The organism is Achromobacter sp. RT286_PF (assembly GCF_059760425.1).
This window is the reverse complement of sequence record NZ_JCBAMR010000021.1, coordinates 66591-86999: the sequence shown is the minus strand read 5'-3', so window position 1 is coordinate 86999 and position 20409 is coordinate 66591. Positions and strand designations below refer to the sequence as shown.

Below are 20409 nucleotides of genomic sequence, written 5' to 3'. Positions count from 1 at the left end.
TTGTTCTATAGGTTTTTAGTTGGCGCCGATCATGACGAGATTGCCATTGCCCGTCTGGACCAGCACACCTTGGGGGGTGGTTTGCGGCGGCGAAACGACGGCGCCTCCACCCACGGACAGCCGGGCCATCAGGCTGCCATCACTACGCGACAGGAAGTGCAGATAACCTTCCAGGTCGCCCACGGCAAGCGCGCCACCCAGCATGGCCGGGGCGGTCAGCTGGCGATTCTTCAGCGCCGCTTGCTTCCACACATTGCCGCCATTATCCAGCGCAAACGCGTTGACAACGCTATTTTGATCCGCCGAATACGCAAAACGGTCATCCAGCGTCATGCCGCTGACGCTGGAGAAGTCCTTGGCCCACAACGGACGGCCGCCGGCGGTCACGTCAAAGCAGACGATACGCCCTTGGTAGGCGACTGCGCAAAGAAGATTGCCCGTGATACGCGGCGTGCCGACGACGTCGGTCAGGCGTTCAAGGTCGCTGGCGCCGCGCGGCGTAGCCACGGTGCCTTCCCATTGCACGTTGCCGCTGTCGGACGCGATTGCCATCAGCTTGCCGCCAGGCAGGCCGGTGATCACCAGGCCTTCGGCCAGGACCATTTGCGACACGCTGCGCAAGGCCAGCGACGGACCGGGGCGTTGCACGTTCCAGACGCGTTCGCCGCTATTGGCGTCGAACGCCTGAATGCGGTAGTCGCCGCTGCGCACGACGACAATGCCATAGCCCACCACCGGCGGGATCGTGACGTCGCTGGTCGCGCGGACCTTCCACTTGACCTTGCCGGTGTCGTCGAACGCGATCACGTCGCCATCGGGCGAGGCTACCGCGGTCGTGGTGCCGTCGCTGCCGGCACCGGCGGACAGCTTGCCTTCGGTCTTGGCCTTCCACAACGGGCGGCCACTTTGCAGGTCGAACTTGCCGACCGAGCCATCCGGCGTGGCGGCGTAGACGGCCGTGCCCAGCACCGTGGGCGCAAAGCCAAGGCCCGAGCCGCTACCGATCGACGTGGACCAGATCTGGCGCACGGACATGCCGGCCTTGTATTCGGTCAGCGGGGCGGGATCGTATCGGCCGTCATCGTGGGAGAACAAACCGCAGCCGCCCAGGGCAAGCAAGCTTGCCAGGCAGACCGCGCCACGCCACGTACGACCAGGTGCAAATTTACGCATTACAGTTACGCTCCGCTCAGGGCATCCAGTTTCAATTGCACAACCTGGGTCAGCGGATTCGCCGTGCCCAAGCCATCAATGGCGCTTTGCCAGGCCGCACGCGCTTCATCGCGCTTGCCTTGCGCCGCGAGAATATCGCCACGACGGTCAGCAAACAAGGCGGCAAAGGCAGCCGGCGGATTGTTCAATTGCGCAAGCGCTGCATCAAACTGCTTTTGATCCAGCAGCATGCCGGCCAGACGCAGACGGGCCACGGCCTGCATTGACGGATTCTTGCCTTGCGCCGCCAGCCATTCCAGCTGCTCACGCGCGCCGGCTTCGTCCTTCTGGGCTTGCAGGGCCTGAGCCGCCACCAGGGCGCCGCGCGCGGCATAGCCGGTGGCTGGGTACTGCTCGCGCAGCGTGGCGGCCGCCGTCTTGATGCGCACCGCCGAATCGGCGCCGCCCAGGCGTGCCGCATCTTCCAGCGCTTCGAAGTAGCCCATGGCCTGGTTGGCACGGTGCGATTCATAGGCCTTCCAGCCCCACCAACCGCCCCAGGCCAGCGCCACCACCGCAAACAGCGTCACGACCAGCGTGCCGTATCGAGCCCACCACGCCTTGATGGCGTCCAGCTTTTCCTGTTCTTCGAGATCGTATGCCATGCCTTAACCCTTGTTGTTCAGTACCGCAGCCAGATCCGCAAGCGGGATCTGCTGCTGCGCCGCGTCGCCTTGGGCATCCGCACGCAAATATTTGACGCTGGCGGTCTGCGATGCGACTTCGTCGGCGCCAAGAATAACCGCAACGCGGGCGCCACTGGCATCAGCGCGCTTGAATTGCGACTTGAAGCCGGCCGAACCGGCATGCACGATCACGGACAGGCCGGCATCGCGCAGCGACTCGCCCACACGGGCCGCCAGGCGCTGCGCGTCTTCACCCTGATGCACCACGTACACGTCGCATTCGGCAGGGGCGTCCAACTGAACGCTCTGTTCCCAGAGGTCCAGCAGGCGTTCCATGCCGATGGCAAAGCCGACCGCGGGAGCGGGCTTGCCGCCCAGCAGTTCGATCAAACCGTCGTAACGACCACCGCCGCACACCGTGCCCTGCGAGCCGAGGCGATCGGTGACCCACTCGAACACGGTCAGGTTGTAGTAGTCCAGCCCGCGCACCAGGCGCGGATTCAGGCTGTATTCAATGCCGGCTTCCGTCAGGCGCTGGCAAACGCCTTCGAAGTGCGCGCGCGATTCGTCGCCCAGGAAATCGAACAGGCGCGGCGCGCTGTTGGCCATTTCCTGCATGGCCGGATTCTTCGTATCCAGCACGCGCAGCGGGTTCGTGTACAAGCGGCGCTGGCCGTCTTCGTCCAGAATGTCGCGGTGCTTTTCCAGGTGCTCGATCAGCGCGGCGCGGTGCGCGGCGCGTTCGGCGGGCTGGCCCAGCGAATTGAGTTCAAGGCGCACGTCCTTCAGACCCAGCAGCTTCCACAGGCGGGCCAGCATGACGATAAGTTCGGCATCCACGTCGGGGCCGACAAAGCCCAGGGCTTCGACGTCGATCTGGTGGAACTGGCGGTAGCGGCCGCGCTGCGGGCGTTCGTGGCGGAAAACCGGGCCGATCGAATAAACGCGTTGCGGGCGGTCATAGAGCAGGTTGTGCTCGATGGCGGCGCGCACGATGCCGGCCGTCATTTCAGGACGCATCGTCAACGACTCGCCGTTCAACGCATCGGTGAACGTGTACATCTCTTTTTCGACGATGTCGGTCACTTCGCCGATGCCGCGCGTGAACAGGCGCGTATGCTCAAGCACGGGCGTACGCACGTTGCGATAGCCGTAGCCGCGCAGCCAGCCGCGCACGATTTCCTCGAATTGTTCCCAGCGGGCGCTCGGCCCGGGCAACACGTCATTCATGCCGCGTATGGCGGCGACTTTCTGGAAAGCTTGAGTCATCTTGATCATGCCGCATCACGCGCCTGCCGGCGCGTTTGCGGCTACACCCTTTCTTTTAATGAGAGGCGAGCACGCCGTAACGGCGCGCCACGTAGTCTTCGACGATGGCCTGGAACTCTTCGGCGATATGGTCGCCTTTGAGGGTGACCGTGCGTTCGCCATCCACGAATACCGGCGCCGCAGGCACTTCGCCCGTTCCCGGCAGACTGATACCGATATCGGCATGGCGGCTTTCGCCCGGCCCATTGACCACACAGCCCATGACCGCGACGTTCATGCTTTCGACGCCCGGATATTGCGACTTCCAGACCGGCATCTGGCGACGCAGGTAGGACTGGATGCTGTCGGCAAGTTCCTGGAAGAACGTGCTGCTGGTGCGGCCACAGCCGGGGCATGCGACCACCATGGGGGTGAACGCGCGCAGGCCCATGGTCTGCAGGATTTCTTGCGCCACGATGGCTTCGCGGCTGCGGTCGCCGCCGGGTTCCGGCGTCAACGAAATGCGGATGGTGTCGCCAATGCCTTGCTGCAGCAGCACGGCCAGCGCGGCGGTGGAGGCCACGATGCCCTTGCTGCCCATGCCGGCTTCGGTCAGGCCCAGGTGCAGCGGATAATCGCAGCGGGCGGACAGGTCGCGGTAAACGGCAATCAAGTCCTGGACATGGCTGACCTTGCACGACAGGATGATCGCATCGCGGCGCAAGCCCAATTCCTCGGCACGCTGGGCATTGCTGATGGCCGACACGACCAGCGCGTCACGCATCACGGCCTGGGCCTCCCAGGGTTGCGCGCGCCGGCTGTTTTCGTCCATCTTGCGCGCCATCAGTTCGTGATCCAGGCTGCCCCAGTTCACGCCGATGCGCACCGGCTTGTCGTAACGGCAAGCCACTTCGATCATCTGCGCGAAGTTGTCGTCGCGCCGCTTGCCGCCACCCATGTTGCCGGGGTTGATCCGGTACTTGGACAGCGCTTGCGCGCATTCCGGGAACTGCGTCAGCAGCTTGTGGCCGTTGTAATGGAAGTCGCCGACCAGCGGCACGTGCACGCCCATGCGGTCCAGCTGTTCGCGGATGGCGACCACTTCGCGGGCCGCCTCGGGCGTGTTGACAGTGATACGCACCAGCTCGGAACCGGCCTGCGCCAGTTCCTTAACCTGGATCGCCGTGGCGATGGCGTCGGCGGTATCGGTATTGGTCATGGACTGCACCACGACCGGGGCATCGCCGCCAACCATGACGACGCGATCGCCCCACTTCACCGCCACCGAACGGGTGGCGCGGCGCATGGCCGCCCCGACAGAGGGAGGCGGCGCATCGTGGCAAGGCAGAGAGGAATCTTGCATCGGTGGAACCGGTTTACTTGGTGGGCTTGGGCAGCCAGTCGAACGGCAGCCACTGCTGCGGCAACCAGCCTTGCCAGAAGGCGTACGCCACGCCGGCGGCCAGCACCAGCACAATGGCGATCAACCAGCCCCAGGACGTGGATGACGAACGCTCGTCGTCAGCACTGGATTGGGGAATGGAATGCGCCGAATGCAAGGCGCCCGGGCTCAGCTTGACGGGGCCGGTAACGCGGGCCTTGGGGTCAAGCGAGTCGACGATGGCCTGGGAATCGGCACCCAGCAAACGCGCATAGTTGCGGACCAGCCCGCGCAGGGAAACGCCGGTAGGCAAGTCTGCCCACGCTTCGTTTTCAAGGGCTTCGATCTGCTTCGTGGAAAACTTGATCCGGCTGGACACCTCGTCCAGGGACCAACCTTTGGACTGTCGCAGCGCGCGCAATGCCGAGCCGATATTGCCCGCGGAACCGGCGGGCGTTTCAGAAACTGCAGAAGCGAATTCCTGCGTCATGCATGCACCTGTTTAATTGGTATGGTCTGGCGCTGTGCGGCGTTGCGCTCGGTAATCCGAGTGCGATCGCGCACTTCTCCGGCCAATTGACCACAAGCTGCATCGATGTCGTCGCCCCGGGTCTTGCGCACGGTCGTGATGATGCCGGCGTCCATCAGCCGCTGCGCAAATACCTTCACGCGAGCGGAGTTGGAACGCTTCAGGCCCGACTCGGGGAAGGGGTTGAACGGAATCAGATTGAGCTTGCAGCGCAGCTGGCGTGCAATTTGGATCAGTTCCTTGGCATGCTGGTCGGTATCGTTGATGCCGTCCAGCATGCAGTATTCAAAGGTGATGAAGTCGCGGGGCGCAAACGCCAGATAGCGCTCGCAAGCCGCCAGCAACTCTTTCAGCGGGTACTTCTTGTTCAGCGGCACCAGTTCGTCGCGCAGCGCATCGTTGGGCGCGTGCAGCGACACCGCCAGCGCCACCGGACAGTCTTGCGACAGGCGGTCCATCATGGGGACCACGCCCGAGGTGGAAACCGTGACGCGGCGACGCGACAGCCCGTAGGCGTTGTCGTCCAGCATCAGGCGCAGCGCCGGCAGGACCTGGTCGTAATTAAGCAAGGGTTCGCCCATGCCCATCATGACCACGTTGCTGATGACGCGCGTATCTTCGGTAGCCTTGGCGCTTTCCAGGCGGGCGGTGCCGATATCGGCTTCCAGCACGCGCTTGGCCCACCACAGCTGGCCGATGATTTCGCTGGTTTTCAGGTTGCGGTTAAAGCCCTGATGCCCGGTCGAGCAAAAGCGGCAATTGACCACGCAGCCGGCCTGGCTGGAAATACATAGGGTGCCACGATCGTCTTCGGGGATGAAGACGGTTTCGATGGCATTACCCTGCCCCACGTCGAACAGCCACTTGCGCGTGCCGTCGGTCGAGCGTTGCTCGATATTGACGGGCAAGGCCTCGATACGGCAGTTGGACGCGAGCTGGCTGCGGAATTCGCGAGCCAGGTCGGTCATGGCGTCGAACGAATCGGCGCCGCGCTGGTGCATCCAGCGCTGCAGCTGGCGGGCGCGAAACGGCTTGCCGCCCCACTGCCCGACAAGTTCGGACAGGGCGGAGCCATCCAGCCCCAGCAAATTGATTCGTTCGACGGATTCCATGACCTGGGTAACGCTAAAAAACTAATTCAGTGCTTACGCGAAAATCAACGGCTGTGGATGTTGATTTCGGGGAAGAAGAAAGCGACTTCAACCGCAGCCGTTTCCGGAGCGTCGGAGCCGTGCACGGCGTTGGCGTCGATGCTGTCGGCGAAGTCGGCGCGGATGGTGCCGGCTTCAGCCTTCTTCGGGTCCGTGGCGCCCATCAGGTCGCGGTTCTTCTGGATGGCATCTTCACCTTCCAGCACTTGCACGAACACGGGGCCCGAGATCATGAAATCGACCAGGTCCTTGAAGAAGGGGCGTTCCTTGTGCACGGCGTAGAAACGCTCGGCATCGGCGCGCGACAGTTGCGCCAGGCGGGCAGCGATGACCTTCAGGCCGGCTTGCTCGAAGCGGCCGACGATCTGGCCGATGACGTTCTTGGCGACGGCGTCGGGCTTGATGATCGAGAGGGTGCGTTGGATGGACATTAGGAACTCCGAAAGCTGATTTCTGACTGGTTTCTGATGAATTGCCTGGCGTGGCTCTGCACTTGTCGGTGTCACCCTTGAAGTGTCATCGCGCGATGGGCGCGCGGGCGGTCCGGCGTGTTTGAACGATGTCGTTGAACATTCCGGGCCGGCCCGAACCGCTTGCCAAGGCAGGGATTCGACACTGGCCACCGATCGGACGTGCCGTGGATTCTTATCGAGGATACCGAAACGGGAGCTTTTAAGCGCACATTTCTGAAGGAATCCTCAATGAATTCAGGGACTTCTAAAAGGTTTACAGTAACCCGGTATTCTAACACGCTGAGAAGACCGCATTACATCTTAAAATGAGCGGTTTGCTGCCCGTATCCCTATGCCGGGCGCCCTGTCTGCCGGAACCCTGTAATGACTCAAGCTGCTCCCCCCACCGCCGCGAACCCCGCGAGCGACGCCCCGGAACTCTCCAAGAGCTTCGAACCTTCTGAACTGGAATCGCGCTGGTACGCCGAATGGGAAAAGCGCGGCTATTTCACGGCGGGCCAGCACGTAAAAACGGGGACGGAAAACCAGCCCTATGTCATCCAGTTCCCGCCGCCCAACGTCACGGGCACGCTGCACATGGGCCACGCGTTCAACCAGACCATCATGGACGGGCTGGTGCGGTATCGCCGCATGTCTGGCGACGACACGGTGTTCATTCCCGGCACCGACCACGCCGGCATCGCCACGCAGATCGTTGTTGAAAGACAGCTGGATGCACAGAAGGTTTCGCGCCATGACCTCGGCCGCGAAAAATTCGTGGAAAAAGTCTGGGAATGGAAGGAAAAGTCGGGCAACGCCATTACCGAACAGGTGCGTCGCCTGGGCGCCTCGGCGGACTGGCCGCGCGAGTATTTCACCATGGACGACCGCATGTCGCGAGGCGTGGTCGAGACCTTCGTGCGCCTGCATAAACAGGGCCTGATCTACCGCGGCAAGCGCCTGGTCAACTGGGACCCGAAGCTGCTGACCGCCGTGTCCGACCTGGAAGTGCAGTCCGAAGAGACCGAGGGCCACATGTGGCACATCCTCTATCCCTTCGTGGACGGCCCGCAAACCATCGTCGACAAAGACGGCCAGACCGTCACGCTGCGCGGCATGACCATCGCCACGACCCGCCCGGAAACGATGCTGGCCGACGGCGCGCTGTGCGTGCACCCGGACGACCCGCGCTACCAGCACCTGGTCGGCAAGGAAGTCGAGCTGCCGCTGTGCGACCGCAACATCCCGATCATCGCCGACGATTTCGTTGACCCGGAATTCGGCACGGGCTGCGTGAAGATCACCGGCGCGCACGACTTCAACGACTATGCCTGCGCGATGCGCCACGATCTTCCCTTGATCGTGATCTTCACGCTGGACGCGCACATCAACGAAAACGGCCCCAAGCAGTTCCAGGGCCTGGAACGCTACGCAGCCCGCAAGGCAGTCGTTGCGCAGCTGGATGCCGAAGGCTATCTGGTCAAGGTCGAACCGCACAAAATGATGCAGCCCAAGGGCGACCGCACCGGCGTCGTCCTGGAACCCATGCTGACCGACCAATGGTTCGTGGCCATGAGCAAGCCCGCGCCCGAAGGCACGCTGAACCCGGGCAAGAGCATCACGGAAGTGGCCCTTGAAGTGGTGGCCGATGGCCGCATCAAGTTCTACCCGGACAACTGGACCACCATCTACAACCAGTGGCTGAACAACATCCAGGACTGGTGCATCTCGCGCCAGCTGTGGTGGGGCCACCAGATTCCGGCGTGGTATTCGGAAGACGGCCAGATCTTCGTTGCACACGACGAAGCCGGCGCCATCGAGCAGGCACGCGCCGCAGGCGTCACGGGTGACCTCAAGCGCGATCCTGACGTGCTGGACACCTGGTTCTCGTCGGGCCTGGTGCCCTTCACGACGCTGGGCTGGCCTGAAAAAACGCCCGACCTGGAACGCTACCTGCCGTCCAGCGTGCTGGTTACCGGCTTCGACATCATTTTCTTCTGGGTCGCGCGCATGGTCATGCTGACCACGCACATGACGGGCCAGATTCCGTTCAAGCACGTCTATGTGCACGGCCTGATCCGCGATGCCGACGGCCAGAAGATGAGCAAGTCCAAGGGCAACACGCTGGACCCGGTCGACCTGATCGACGGCATCGACCTGGACGGTCTGGTCACCAAGCGTACCTACGGCCTGATGAACCCCAAGCAGGCCGGCGCCATCGAAAAGGCAACGCGCCGCCAGTACCCGGACGGCATTCCGGCGTTCGGCACCGACGCGCTGCGCTTCACGATGGCCGCCTACGCCACGCTGGGCCGCAACATCAATTTCGACCTGAAGCGTTGCGAGGGGTATCGCAACTTCTGCAACAAGCTGTGGAACGCCACGCGCTTCGTGCTGATGAACACCGAAGGCCATGACCTGACGGGTTCCGACGCGGGCGAAACCTCGTTTGTCGACCGCTGGATCATCAGCCAGATGCAAACGCTGGAAGCCGACGTGGCGCGCGGCTTTGCCGACTACCGCTTCGACAATATCGCCAACTCGCTGTACCGCTTTGTGTGGGACGAATACTGCGACTGGTACCTGGAACTGGCCAAGGTCCAGATCCAGACCGGCACGCCGGCCCAGCAACTGGGTACGCGCCGCACGCTGATCCGTGTGCTGGAATGCGTGTTGCGCTTGGCCCATCCGATCATTCCGTTCATCACCGAAGAACTGTGGCAGAAGGTGTCGGTGGTGGCGGGCAAGCGCAAGGAAGGCGTTGCCGACAGCGTCAGCGTGCAGCCGTATCCGCAAGCCAATCTGGCTGCCGTGGACGCCGCGGCCGAAGCCGACGTGGCCGAGCTGAAGGCGCAGGTCGAGGCCGTGCGCGCATTGCGCGGCGAAATGAACCTGTCGCCCGCCCAGAAGGTGCCGCTGTGCGCCCAGGGCGATGCGCCCGTGCTCAAGCGCAACGCGCCTTACCTTGCCGCGCTGGCCAAGCTGAGCCAGGTCGACGTGCTGGACACCCTGCCCGACGCCGGCGCACCGGTCCAGGTGGTGGGTGCCAGCCGCCTGATGCTGCACGTGGAGATCGACGTGGCCGCCGAACGCGTCCGTCTGGACAAGGAAATCGCGCGTCTGGAAGGCGAAATCGCCAAGGCCAACGGCAAGTTGTCCAACGCCAGCTTTGTCGAACGCGCACCCGCGGCCGTCGTCGAGCAGGAAAAGGCGCGCATGGCGCAGTTTGGCGAAACCCTGCAAAAGGTGCGCGAACAGCGTGCCAAGCTGGCGGACTGAACTCGATCGGTTCTGGCCAAAACGCCCGCCAAACAAAAACCCCGGAACGCGTTCCGGGGTTTTTTTCTGCTTGGCCGGTGGCCTACGCTTACACGCCCCCGTCCGTCATGCGATACCACGTGACCACCGCGTTCACGTACAGCCGGCGCAAACCATAGAGCGGAAACGGCACCACCGGTGACAAAGGCACCGGCAGCGCGGTTGCGTCGCCCGTGGCCACGTACTGCGCCATCGCGCGCCCCATGCTGGTTTGCAGACCCACCCCGCGCCCCTGGCAGCCGATATCCACCAGCAGGCCAGGCTGCGGCTCGTGCAAATGCGGCAGGTAATCGCGCGTGATGGCCACACGCCCGCACCAGCGGTATTCAAACGGCGTGCCGGCCACCTGCGGGAACATCTTGAACATCACGCGTTCCAGGTGCGCCCAATCCTGCGGCCCCTTGGGTTCACGAAACGGCCCGCGTCCGCCCATCAACAGGCGGCCCTGGTGGTCCAGACGAAAGTACAGCAGCAGGTTGCGCGTATCGGACGTGACATGGCCTTCGGGAAAGATTCCCGCGCGCACCGATTCCGGTAGCGGCGCCGTCGCCACCTGGAAAGTGTTGGCGTCGATGATGGACGTCTTCAGGCCGGGCAGCAGGTCGCCGCCGTAAGCGTTCGTGCACATGACGACGCGATCCGCCATCACGCTTGCACCGCGTGCCGTCGTGGCTGTCCACTTGCCGCCGTCGCGCTTCAAGCCCGTGACCGGCGTTTCCGTATGGATCAGCGCGCCCGCGTTCAACGCTGCGCGCGCCAGGCCACGCACATAGCTCAAGGGCTGCACCGCCCCCGCCCGGTTATCGACCCAGCCGCCCAGGTAGCGGTCCGTGCCCAGCAGGCGCGCAACCTGATCCTGATCGAGCGGCTGGGCGTCCACGCCGTGGCGGGCCCATTGCGCCGCGCGGCCATGCGCTATGCGCAAGGCTTCGGCGGTGTGCGCGCCCTGGATCCACCCCTTGCGCACATGCGGCACGTCCATCGCATGACGGTCGATCAGGTTGAAGACTGAATCGGCCGTCGCACCGGCAAACCGCAACAGCCGCTCGCCCTTGTCGTGTCCGAACATTGAGATCAAATCGTCCGGGTCGTATTTCAGCCCAGGAATCACCTGACCGCCATTACGCCCGGACCCGCCGAAGCCGATCTCGCGAGCCTCCAGCACGATGGTCTTCACGCCCCGCTCGGCCAGGTGCAAAGCCGTGCTTAACCCGGCGTAGCCACCGCCTATCACCAACACGTCGGCTTGCGTCGACGCGGTCAACGGCTCGGTCGGAGGCGGCGGCGCCGCAGTGGCGGCCCATAAGGAAGGAGAGAGGGGAAACGGCGCTTGCGGCATGACGGTTCCTTACATGGGATGCAGCACGCGGTGCAGGAAGTCCTGCGTCCGGGGATGCTGCGGATGATTCAGCACTTCGCGGGCGGCGCCCTGCTCTACCATGACGCCGCCATCGAAGAACATGACGCGGTCCGCGACCTCGCGGGCAAAGCTCATTTCATGCGTGACGACCACCATCGTCATGCCCGCTTCCGCCAGCTTGCGCATCACGCCCAACACATCGCCGACCAGTTCAGGGTCCAAGGCGGACGTGGGCTCATCGAACAGAATGGCCTTGGGCTGCATCGCCAACGCCCGCGCGATGGCCACGCGCTGCTGCTGGCCGCCGGACAGTTGATTGGGATGTGCGTCGGCCTTGTCCGCCAGGCCTACGCTGGCCAGCAATTCGCGCCCGCGTTCCATCACCTGAGCGCGGGGCTCCTTTTTGACGAAGATGGGCCCTTCAATCACGTTTTCCAGCGCGGTCCGATGCGGGAATAAGTTGAAGCGTTGAAACACCATCGCCACCTGCGTGCGAATCGACACGATGGACGCCGCGTCGGCATCGACGAGTTCACCGTCCACGGTGATGCGGCCGGCGTTATAGCGCTCCAGCCCGTTGATGCAGCGCAGGATCGTGGACTTACCCGAACCGGACGGGCCGATTACGCAGACCACTTCACCCTTGCGGACTTCGGCGTCGATACCTTTCAACACCTCAAGCGAGCCAAAGCTCTTGCGCACTCCTTGCAGTTCGATCATTTGGTGGCGCTCCTTTTTTCCAGGTGACGCACCAGCAGGATCAACGGCACGCACATCACCAGGTACATCAGCGCCACCAGCGAAAAGACGGTCGCGTTCTTGAAGGTGGAGACCGCAATCAGCTTGCCTTGCAGCGCAAGCTCGGCCACCGTGATCGTCGACGCCTGTGACGAATCTTTCAACATCATGATCATGATGTTGCCGTACGGCGGCAGCACGATCTTGACTGCCTGCGGCAAGACCACGCGCCGCATCGTCATGCTCCAGCTCATGCCCATCGCCATCGCCGCTTCGATCTGACCGCGGTCGATGGCCTGGATACCGGCGCGGAAGTTCTCGGCCTGATACGCGGAATACGCGACGCCCAGACCAATGATGGCCGCCTGCACGGCGGTCAACGAGACCCCCATGTCCGGCATCACGAAATAGATGTAGAACAGCAGCACGATAATCGGGATACCGCGCAGCAGGTTGATCACCCCGCCGCTGATCTTGGACAGGATTTTATTGCCCGAGACGCGCATCAGCGCCCACACCAGGCCCAGCACCGTGGACAGCGCCAGCGAACCGAGCGTGACCAGAATCGTCAGCTTGGCGCCTTGCAGCAATATCGGCAGGTACTCCGCCGCGTCGTTGAAGAATTCCGTCATGACCTCATCCACCCAGGCTCGACCGCCGGCAGGGACGCGGGGTGCGTCCCGCCCGCCGACGCGCACGCACGCGCGTCAGCTTGGCAGTTGCTAAAACGTTGGTTGCCTGCAAGCAGCCGGCGTTATGCGCCGAACAGCCCCCACTTTTTCAAGATGGCGTCGATGGCGCCGTCGGCCTTGAGCTTGGCCAGCGCTTTATTGATACGTTCCAACAGCGCGGTATCTTCCTTGCGCGTGGCCAGGCCCAGGCTACCCATCACCGTAGGTTGATAGGCTTGCGCCATCTTCAGATTGGGGTAGTTGCCTTGCGTCAGGATGTAGGCGGCGATCGGGTAGTCCATGAACCCGCCCTGGATGCGGCCGGCGTTGGCGTCGCGCATCATGTCCGGCGGATTGTCGTACAGCTTCACTTCCTTAAACACACCGCTCTTCTGGATGGGTTCGACAAACGCCGTCCCCACCTGCACGCCAACGGTCATGCCCTTCATGTCCGCGAACGACTTGTATTCCTTGTTGTCGGTCTTAAGCACCATCAGCCCTTCGCCATAGCGATAGACCGGCTCGGAAAAGCTCACGACTTGTTGGCGCTGCGGAGTGATGAACATTGCGGCCGACACGATATCGATGCGCTTGGATGTCAGTGACCCGATCAATGCGGAAAACGCCATGGGTTCGATCTGAACCTCGAAGCCGGCCTCTTTTCCCACGGCCTTCACGATGTCCACCATCACGCCTTCGATGCTATTGGCTTTGGTGTCCAGAAACGTAAAAGGACTGCCGGTGGGCGTGGACCCCACCTTCAACACCGTTTGGGCTTGCGCGCCCGCGGCCATGGACAATGCTGCAAATACAGAGACAACAAGAGTCTTGAATTTCATGACATTTCCTCATCGTGGCAAAGAAGTCCGGGCAACGCCCTGCGTGTCCGGTGGCGCGACAATCCCCAGTGTCGTCGCGCGGATGTGGCTGCTGCGCGCTTATGGCGCCTGTTGCGTGTCGTCCCCCGCGGCTGGTGTGATGTTGGAAATGGCCCAGATGACCTCGGTCGTCTGCGAGCCGGGATTGCGCCAGCGTCGCGGCGTGCTGCTGGCATAACAAAAGCTGTCGCCCTCATTGAGCAGGACCACGCGATCGCCCACCCACAATTCCAGTGACCCCTTGAGCACAACACCGATCTGCTCGCCCTGCCCCGTCACGAACAGCTCGTTGCCGGTGGAGCCCCCGGGCTCGATGCTGGCACGGCAAAGATCCATGCTGCGGCAGGCCGGCGGCGTGTACATCTCTTTGCTGATGCCTTTTTCACTAAGGTCAATGAAGCGGTGCGTGCCGGCTCGCGCCACGCGGCCCCCATCTTCGCCCTGCGTCGGCTCGGCATTGCGCAGCAGCGAATTGACCGAGACATGAAATTCACGCGCCAGCAGGTGCAACACTTTGACGGAAGCGGAACTCAGGCCGCGTTCGATCTGACTGAGCAAGCCCAAGGACATGCCGCAGGCACGCGCCACTTCAGCCAGTGAACGGCCTTGCTCTTTACGCAGCTGCCGCAGCTGTTGGCCCAGCCATAAGTCCACGGCGGACTCGGGCCGATCGGCCGGCAAGGCCTTCGACGCAGGCGACGACTCGGGATGGCTATCAAGGGCGGTCCGCGTCGAATGCGAGCCGCCAGGCTCGGATCTGCTCATGTGAAAATTTCACGGTGGTGTAATTTTCAATACTAAGGAGCACGCGAAAAGCTCACAACCTAGGAACATCCCTAGCGGTTGTGGACGGGTGGCGGACAGCGGATAGGAGCAGCCGAAGTTGGCGGCAACACGCCGGGACGCGGAAGCGAAATGCTCAGGACGCGTCGGGCGCTTCGGGTTTTTTGTAGGGAGATGCGGCGGACCTGCGCCGGCGCTTGGGTGCATCGGCTGTGGGGTCGTACGTGCCGGCCAGCTCGGCCAGGTAGCGCTCGTCTGCCTTGTTCAGCCAGCCCTTGGCGCGCGCGGATTCAATCAGCTCGGGGCGGCGCGAGGCCGTCAATGCCAGCGAACGCTCTCGCCGCCAGCGGGCGATGTTCGCGTGATGGCCGCTTAGTAGCGGCGCGGGCACGGATTCGCCCTCGTAGACTTCCGGGCGCGTGTAATGGGGGCTGTCCAGCAGGCCGGACAAGGTGTCGTTGAACGAGTCCTGCAATGCGGAATCGCCGTCGTTCAGCACACCAGGCAACAGCCGCACAGCGGCGTCGATGACGGCAAGCGCGGCTATTTCGCCGCCGGACAGAACAAAGTCGCCCAGCGAAATCTCGTGCGTAACGCAACGTTCAATGAAGCGCTGGTCAACGCCTTCGTAGCGGCCGCAAATCAAGATGATGCCGTCGCTGGCAGCCAGGGTTTCGGCGCCTGCCTGGTTATAGCGCTGGCCAACCGGAGCCAGTAGCGCCACGGGGGCACGGCCCAGGCCTTGCGCGGCGCGCGCGTCCTGGGCGGCGTTGACGGCAGCTTCCAGTGGCGCTGCCATCATCACCATTCCGGGGCCGCCGCCGTAGGGGCGGTCGTCCACCGTGCGATGGACGTCCTGCGTGAAATCGCGAGGATTCCACGCATGAAGGGACCACCGGCCCTGGGCATGCGCCCGGCCGGTGACACCTAAATCGCGCACCACCCCGAACATTTCGGGAAAGAGCGTAATGACGTCGAATCGCATCAAAGATCCGCCGGCCAGTCGCTGTCAATGCGGCGAGCAGCCAGATCGACGGCGTGGATGTGCGCGCGTACGAACGGAACGAGCATTTCGGCGGGTCGGCCCTTGGCGTTCAGAATAGGTTCGGGCCCTTCGGCTCCAACCTTCTGGCACAAGACCTTCAAAACGGCATGTGCGCCGTTATCAAGGACTTCGTCCACCACGCCAATCAGCGTGGGTTCACCGTCGGCGCTGGTATACAGCGCGCAGCCGATGAGGTCGACCCAGTAGTATTCGTCTTCTTTGGGCGCGGGAAAGGAACCGCGCGGCGCCTGGACGGAATATCCGCGCAAGGCTTCGGCCTGATCGCGGTCCGCAATACCCGCCAGCTGGGCCACCACTGTGGCGCCCTGTGAACGGGACTGCAATACCTTGATTGCGACAGGCGCAGACGCGACAGCGCCCCGCGCCAATTCAGGCACAGGGCGAGTCAACCACCATTGAGATGCTGAGAGCAGCACTTCGGCATTGGCCGAATGAGGCTGCACCTTAACCCAGCCTTTCACACCGTAGGCTGCAGTGATGCGGCCCAGCTCGATCAAATCCGTAGGCGCCGCGTTAGAGGTTGCGGCATCAGACATGTATCGTGCTCTTGGTAATTATGAAACAGCTAAGAATGGTAGCTTTACAGCTGAACTAACGGTTCGGTTGTACGACGCAGGCAATTAAGCTGCGGCGGAAACCTTAGCCGAGTAGTCCTTGACCAGACGCTCGACGGCGGGCGACAGTTGGGCGCCATTGCCGGTCCAGTACTGCACGCGATCCAGCGCAATGCGCAGGTTTTCCGTGCCTTCGCTAGCTACGGGGTTGTAGAAACCCACGCGCTCGATGAAGCGGCCGTCGCGACGGTTACGCGAATCGGTGGCCACCAGGTTGTAAAACGGACGCTTCTTGGACCCACCGCGGGCCAGGCGAATCACCACCATAGGTAATCCCTTGAATTAGTTGTGAAAAACGGGAAATTCTAGCACTTAAACAAGCCAGCTGGCAAATGCAGGTGCTGAATCAGTCGGGGCGGCGCAATTTGTATCGTAAAACACCGCATCCGGGTATTCTACAAAACGGGCCGAAGCCCGCCGCAGGCCAAAGTGTAGCCGCCTGGCCGCGCTTTCGCCCGCATTTCCTGCGAATCACCTTAGTGCGTTTGAAGAAATAACCGGTTGGAGAGATCGGATTTATGTCGTCCTACGCCAGACCCCCCGTTTGCCTGCCTTTCGCTGTGCCCCTTCGGCGCGGCATTTCCCCTGTTTTCCAATCTCCATCCTGACGACGGATTTACTCCTTCCGGCATCGTTACGCCTGTTCGTTCGTGTTTTTTCCCCCACACTTCCTCTCTCGGAGGGTGCCACACCATGAAGAACCCGACATCCGTCTTCAAACCCGTCGCACGCCTGGCCTTGACGGGCCTATTGCTGGGCACGCTGGCGATGCCCATCACCGCTTCTGCCCGCATCGTCGGCGCGGCGATGACCACCGCTACGGGCAAGGTCACCGCCGTGGACCCGGCCACGCGCGCCATTACTTTGCAAGGCAACAACGGCAATACGGTCGAGGTCGTCGCCGGCCCCGAGGTCCGCAACTTCCAGCAGATCAAGCCGGGCGACATGCTGACCTTGGATTACTACGAGTCCGTCGGGGTGGATGTGCGCCCGGCGGGTTCGGGCGCCCCCGAAGTCAAGACTGAAACGGCGGCGACACGCAGCGCCGACGGCGCCAAGCCGGGCGGCGCAGTGGGCCGCCAAACCACCATCACCGCCGAGATCTGGCACATCAACAAAAGCGCCAACCTGGTCACGCTGAAGGGGCCGCAGGGCGGCATGCGCACGATCCAGGTCAAAGACCCCGCCTTGCAAGCGCGCCTGCAACAACTCAAGGAAGGCGACTTGGTGGATTTCACGATTACCCAAGCCGTGGCCGCGGCCATCCACAAATAAACCGAGCACCGGCAAAGAAAAGGCCCGCTTGATGCAAGCGGGCCTTTTTGCGGGTGCGTATCGGATAGCGGGTAGCGGATAACGGACTGCGGACCTAATGGCGCTTCTGCGCGGCGCAATCCGGGAATAAACGGCTGCGCCGGCTATCGGCGGCGCAGGTAATGCACGCCGCGCCCCTCGGCCTCGTGCTGCGCGACCAGCGTATTGCCGGTTTGACGGGCAAACGCCTGAAAGTCGCGGATTGCATTGCGGTCGGTGGTGACAACGCGCAGAACTTCGCCGCTGGCCATCTGCGCCAACGCCTTCTTGGCGCGCAGGATGGGCAGCGGGCACGTCAGGCCGCTGGCATCGATCTCGTGCTCGAAAGCCGGCGCTTGCGCGCCGGCGTCGACACCGGTATCCGCGCTGCTCATCAGAGACGCTCGTCCACCCACTTTTGCACACCGGCGATGGCGGCCGGCAAGGCGGCCAGGTCGGTGCCGCCGCCCATGGCCATGTCCGGACGTCCGCCGCCCTTGCCCCCCACCTGGCTGGCAACGAAGCCAACCAGGTCGCCCGCCTTGATGCGGTCGGTCAGGTCGGCGGTGACGCCGCCCACCACGCTGATCTTGCCGTCGGCCGAGCCGGTGGCAAGCAGCACGACAGCCGGCTTCAGGCGGCCTTTCAGGTTGTCGACCATGCCCCGCAGGGCCTTCGGGTCCACGTCGCCAATGCTGGCGGCCAGGACCTTGATGCCCTTGACGTCGACAGCGGCGCTGGTCGCCAGGTCGTTGCCGGCACTGGCCGCCAGCTTGTTGCGGGACTGCTCAAGGTCTTTCTCAAGCGCCTTGATCTGATCCTGCACCTGCGCGATACGCGCCGGCACGTCGGCCGGCGTGCTGCGCAGCATGCCGGCGATCTGAGTCAGCAAGGCGTTCTGGTTCTGCACCCAGGCCAGCGCGTTGTCGCCGGTAATGGCTTCGATACGGCGCACACCCGCCGCCACGCCCCCTTCGGACACGATCTTGAACAGACCGATGTCGCCGGTGCGGCTGACGTGTGTGCCACCGCAGAGCTCGCGCGAGAAGCCGATATCCAGCACGCGCACCGTATCGCCGTATTTCTCGCCGAACAGCGCCATGGCGCCGCCCTTGACGGCGTCATCGTATGCCATGACCTGGGCAACGGTGGGATGGTTGGCCAACACTTCAGCGTTGACGATGGCTTCGACGCGCGCGATCTGCTCGGCGGTCATCGGCGCATCTTGTGCGAAGTCGAAGCGGGTCTTGTCGGCATCCACCAGCGAACCGCGCTGCTGCACGTGCGTGCCCAGCACCTGGCGCAAGGCCTTGTGCATCAAGTGGGTGGCCGAGTGGTTGCGCACGGTACGCGCGCGGCGCACGGCGTCCACGCGCGCCAGCAGCGTCGTGCCTACCGACAACGAACCCGCTTCCAGCACTCCGTGGTGACCGAACACGCCGTTTTGAATCTTCAGGGTGTCTGCGACGGCGAATCGTACGCCGTCGGCTTCCAGCAAGCCGGTATCGCCGACCTGGCCGCCGGATTCAGCGTAGAACGGCGTGGCGTCCAGCACCACGACGGCATTCTGGCCAGCCTGCACCTGCTCGACCTGCGTGCCGTCCACGTACAGGGCCGTGACCTTGACGTTGTCGAGCTCCAGCTTTTCGTAGCCTTCGAAGCGCGTTTCGGCGCCTTCGTAGCTCAGGCCTTCGGCCATCTTGAACTTGCCGGCGGCGCGCGCCTGATCCCGCTGGCGTTCCATCGACACTTCAAAACCCGCCATGTCGACTTCGACTTCGCGTTCGCGGCAGATGTCGGCGGTCAGGTCGACGGGAAAGCCGTAGGTGTCGTACAGGGTGAACAGCGTCGTGCCGTCCAGCACGCCACCCTTGGGCACATTGGCCAAGGCCGTGTCCAGGATGCGCATACCGTGTTCCAGCGTTTCGCCGAAACGCTCTTCTTCCTGCTTGAGCACCTGCGCCACGCGGTCGGCCATGTTGGCCAATTCCGGATAGGCTTCACCCATTTCGGCGACCAGATCAGGCACCAGGCGGTGGAAGAACGGCTTGGTCTGGCCCAGCTTGTAGCCGTGGCGCAAGGCGCGACGCACGATGCGGCGCAGCACGTAGCCCCGACCTTCGTTGCTGGGGATCACGCCGTCGACGATCAGGAACGAGCAGGCACGGATGTGGTCCGCGATGACCTTCAGCGAGTTGTTCTCGAGGTCCTGCACGCCCGTTTCGCGCGCGGCGGCGTGGATCAGCTTTTGGAACAGGTCGATTTCATAGTTGGAATGCACGCCTTGCAGAACGGCGGCGATGCGCTCCAGCCCCATGCCGGTATCGACACAGGGGCGCGGCAGACGCGGCATATTGCCTTCGGCGTCGCGCTCGAACTGCATGAAAACCAGGTTCCAGATTTCGATGTAGCGGTCGCCGTCTTCTTCGGGCGATCCGGGAGGACCGCCCCAGACGTCCGGGCCGTGGTCGAAGAAGATTTCCGAGCAAGGGCCGCAGGGCCCGGTGTCGGCCATCTGCCAGAAGTTGTCCGACGCGTAGCGCGCGCCCTTGTTGTCGCCGATGCGCACGATGCGCTCGGGCGGCACGCCCACTTCATTGGCCCAGATGTCGTAGGCCTCGTCGTCTTCCTGATAGACGGTGACCCAGAGCTTTTCGGCCGGCAGCTTGTAGACCTGCGTCAGCAGCTCCCAGGCGTACTGGATGGCGTCGCGCTTGAAGTAGTCGCCAAAGCTGAAGTTACCCAGCATTTCGAAGAACGTATGGTGCCGGGCGGTGTAGCCCACGTTCTCCAGATCGTTATGCTTGCCGCCCGCGCGCACGCTGCGCTGCGAGGACGTGGCGCGCGTGTACGACCGCGATTCCTTGCCCGTGAACACGTCCTTGAACTGGACCATGCCCGAATTGGTGAAAAGCAGGGTCGGATCGTTGCCGGGAACGAGCGAGGACGACGGGACAATGGTGTGCCCCTTCGACTTGAAGAATTGCAGAAACTGGCGGCGAATCTCGGAGGATTTCATCGTGGATGACGCAGATTTAGGCGAATCTTTGATTATAGAGGGTTAGCGCGAAAGCGCGGAAAAGGCCGGT

19 protein-coding genes are annotated in these 20409 nt (G+C 63.1%); 2 read left to right on the top strand and 17 right to left on the bottom strand.

Translation table 11 applies throughout. The features are described from left to right. Window positions 1-15 precede the first annotated feature (15 nt). From bamB to ndk, 7 genes are read right to left on the bottom strand one after another with little or no spacing between them, the layout of a single operon-like run. Entirely contained in the window at window positions 16-1173 is a 1158-nt protein-coding gene (gene bamB, locus AC6LJY_RS17360) for an outer membrane protein assembly factor BamB (protein WP_046803681.1), read from the bottom strand. Window positions 1174-1178: 5 nt separating this feature from the next. After that, on the bottom strand, window positions 1179-1817 hold the full coding sequence (locus tag AC6LJY_RS17355; protein ID WP_046803682.1) for a YfgM family protein: 639 nt from the start codon (window positions 1815-1817) through the stop codon (window positions 1179-1181). A 3-nt stretch (window positions 1818-1820) separates the two neighbouring features. Next, on the bottom strand, window positions 1821-3107 hold the full coding sequence (hisS, locus tag AC6LJY_RS17350; protein WP_498136431.1) for a histidine--tRNA ligase: 1287 nt from the start codon (window positions 3105-3107) through the stop codon (window positions 1821-1823). 55 nt (window positions 3108-3162) lie between these two features. Further along, on the bottom strand, window positions 3163-4449 hold the full coding sequence (gene ispG, locus AC6LJY_RS17345; RefSeq protein WP_314360031.1) for a flavodoxin-dependent (E)-4-hydroxy-3-methylbut-2-enyl-diphosphate synthase: 1287 nt from the start codon (window positions 4447-4449) through the stop codon (window positions 3163-3165). Between the two features lie 13 nt (window positions 4450-4462). Then, complete coding sequence (locus AC6LJY_RS17340) at window positions 4463-4957, bottom strand: helix-turn-helix domain-containing protein (protein WP_046803685.1); 495 nt, start codon at window positions 4955-4957, stop codon at window positions 4463-4465. Beyond that, window positions 4954-6108: a dual-specificity RNA methyltransferase RlmN gene (gene rlmN / locus AC6LJY_RS17335; RefSeq protein ID WP_046803686.1), complete on the bottom strand. Its 1155-nt coding sequence runs from the start codon at window positions 6106-6108 to the stop codon at window positions 4954-4956. Before rlmN ends, AC6LJY_RS17340 begins: the two co-directional genes overlap by 4 nt. Before the next feature lie 44 nt (window positions 6109-6152). Then, on the bottom strand, window positions 6153-6578 hold the full coding sequence (ndk, locus tag AC6LJY_RS17330) for a nucleoside-diphosphate kinase (protein ID WP_006218576.1): 426 nt from the start codon (window positions 6576-6578) through the stop codon (window positions 6153-6155). A gap of 405 nt (window positions 6579-6983) precedes the next feature. On the opposite strand from ndk, the gene AC6LJY_RS17325 reads away from it, so the two are divergent. Next, a complete protein-coding gene (locus AC6LJY_RS17325) occupies window positions 6984-9878 on the top strand; it encodes a valine--tRNA ligase (protein ID WP_498136428.1) in 2895 nt (964 codons plus the stop codon). 88 nt (window positions 9879-9966) lie between these two features. Here the strand turns inward: AC6LJY_RS17325 and AC6LJY_RS17320 are convergent, their stop codons facing one another. From AC6LJY_RS17320 to rpsP, 8 genes are all read right to left on the bottom strand, one after another. Then, window positions 9967-11256: an NAD(P)/FAD-dependent oxidoreductase gene (locus AC6LJY_RS17320; RefSeq protein WP_104145708.1), complete on the bottom strand. Its 1290-nt coding sequence runs from the start codon at window positions 11254-11256 to the stop codon at window positions 9967-9969. 9 nt (window positions 11257-11265) lie between these two features. Beyond that, window positions 11266-11997: an amino acid ABC transporter ATP-binding protein gene (locus AC6LJY_RS17315; RefSeq protein ID WP_046803689.1), complete on the bottom strand. Its 732-nt coding sequence runs from the start codon at window positions 11995-11997 to the stop codon at window positions 11266-11268. Continuing rightward, window positions 11994-12647, bottom strand: a complete 654-nt coding sequence (locus tag AC6LJY_RS17310) for an amino acid ABC transporter permease (RefSeq protein ID WP_046803690.1) — start codon at window positions 12645-12647, stop codon at window positions 11994-11996. Before AC6LJY_RS17310 ends, AC6LJY_RS17315 begins: the two co-directional genes overlap by 4 nt. A 122-nt stretch (window positions 12648-12769) precedes the next feature. Then, window positions 12770-13525: an ABC transporter substrate-binding protein gene (locus tag AC6LJY_RS17305; protein ID WP_498136427.1), complete on the bottom strand. Its 756-nt coding sequence runs from the start codon at window positions 13523-13525 to the stop codon at window positions 12770-12772. 99 nt (window positions 13526-13624) lie between these two features. Further along, window positions 13625-14329, bottom strand: a complete 705-nt coding sequence (locus AC6LJY_RS17300; RefSeq protein ID WP_104145709.1) for a helix-turn-helix domain-containing protein — start codon at window positions 14327-14329, stop codon at window positions 13625-13627. Window positions 14330-14483: 154 nt separating this feature from the next. Beyond that, window positions 14484-15332: a tRNA (guanosine(37)-N1)-methyltransferase TrmD gene (gene trmD / locus AC6LJY_RS17295; RefSeq protein WP_498136426.1), complete on the bottom strand. Its 849-nt coding sequence runs from the start codon at window positions 15330-15332 to the stop codon at window positions 14484-14486. Further along, window positions 15332-15949, bottom strand: a complete 618-nt coding sequence (gene rimM / locus AC6LJY_RS17290) for a ribosome maturation factor RimM (protein WP_046803694.1) — start codon at window positions 15947-15949, stop codon at window positions 15332-15334. The genes trmD and rimM overlap by 1 nt, the downstream gene beginning before the upstream one ends. 84 nt (window positions 15950-16033) lie before the next feature. Then, the gene (gene rpsP / locus AC6LJY_RS17285; protein ID WP_006218566.1) at window positions 16034-16294 is read right to left on the bottom strand and encodes a 30S ribosomal protein S16; all 261 of its coding nucleotides are present in this window, start codon (window positions 16292-16294) and stop codon (window positions 16034-16036) included. A gap of 426 nt (window positions 16295-16720) precedes the next feature. Here rpsP and AC6LJY_RS17280 point away from each other — a divergent pair, with 426 nt between their 5' ends. Beyond that, entirely contained in the window at window positions 16721-17302 is a 582-nt protein-coding gene (locus AC6LJY_RS17280; protein ID WP_104145710.1) for a hypothetical protein, read from the top strand. Window positions 17303-17445: 143 nt separating this feature from the next. On the opposite strand, the gene AC6LJY_RS17275 is transcribed toward AC6LJY_RS17280, so the two are convergent. Together AC6LJY_RS17275 and alaS are read right to left on the bottom strand one after the other, a co-directional pair. After that, window positions 17446-17715 carry a sulfurtransferase TusA family protein gene (locus tag AC6LJY_RS17275; RefSeq protein ID WP_046803696.1) on the bottom strand — a complete coding sequence of 90 codons (270 nt, stop codon included), beginning with the start codon at window positions 17713-17715 and terminating at the stop codon, window positions 17446-17448. After that, window positions 17715-20339 carry an alanine--tRNA ligase gene (gene alaS / locus AC6LJY_RS17270; protein ID WP_498136425.1) on the bottom strand — a complete coding sequence of 875 codons (2625 nt, stop codon included), beginning with the start codon at window positions 20337-20339 and terminating at the stop codon, window positions 17715-17717. The genes AC6LJY_RS17275 and alaS overlap by 1 nt, the downstream gene beginning before the upstream one ends. Window positions 20340-20409 lie beyond the last annotated feature (70 nt).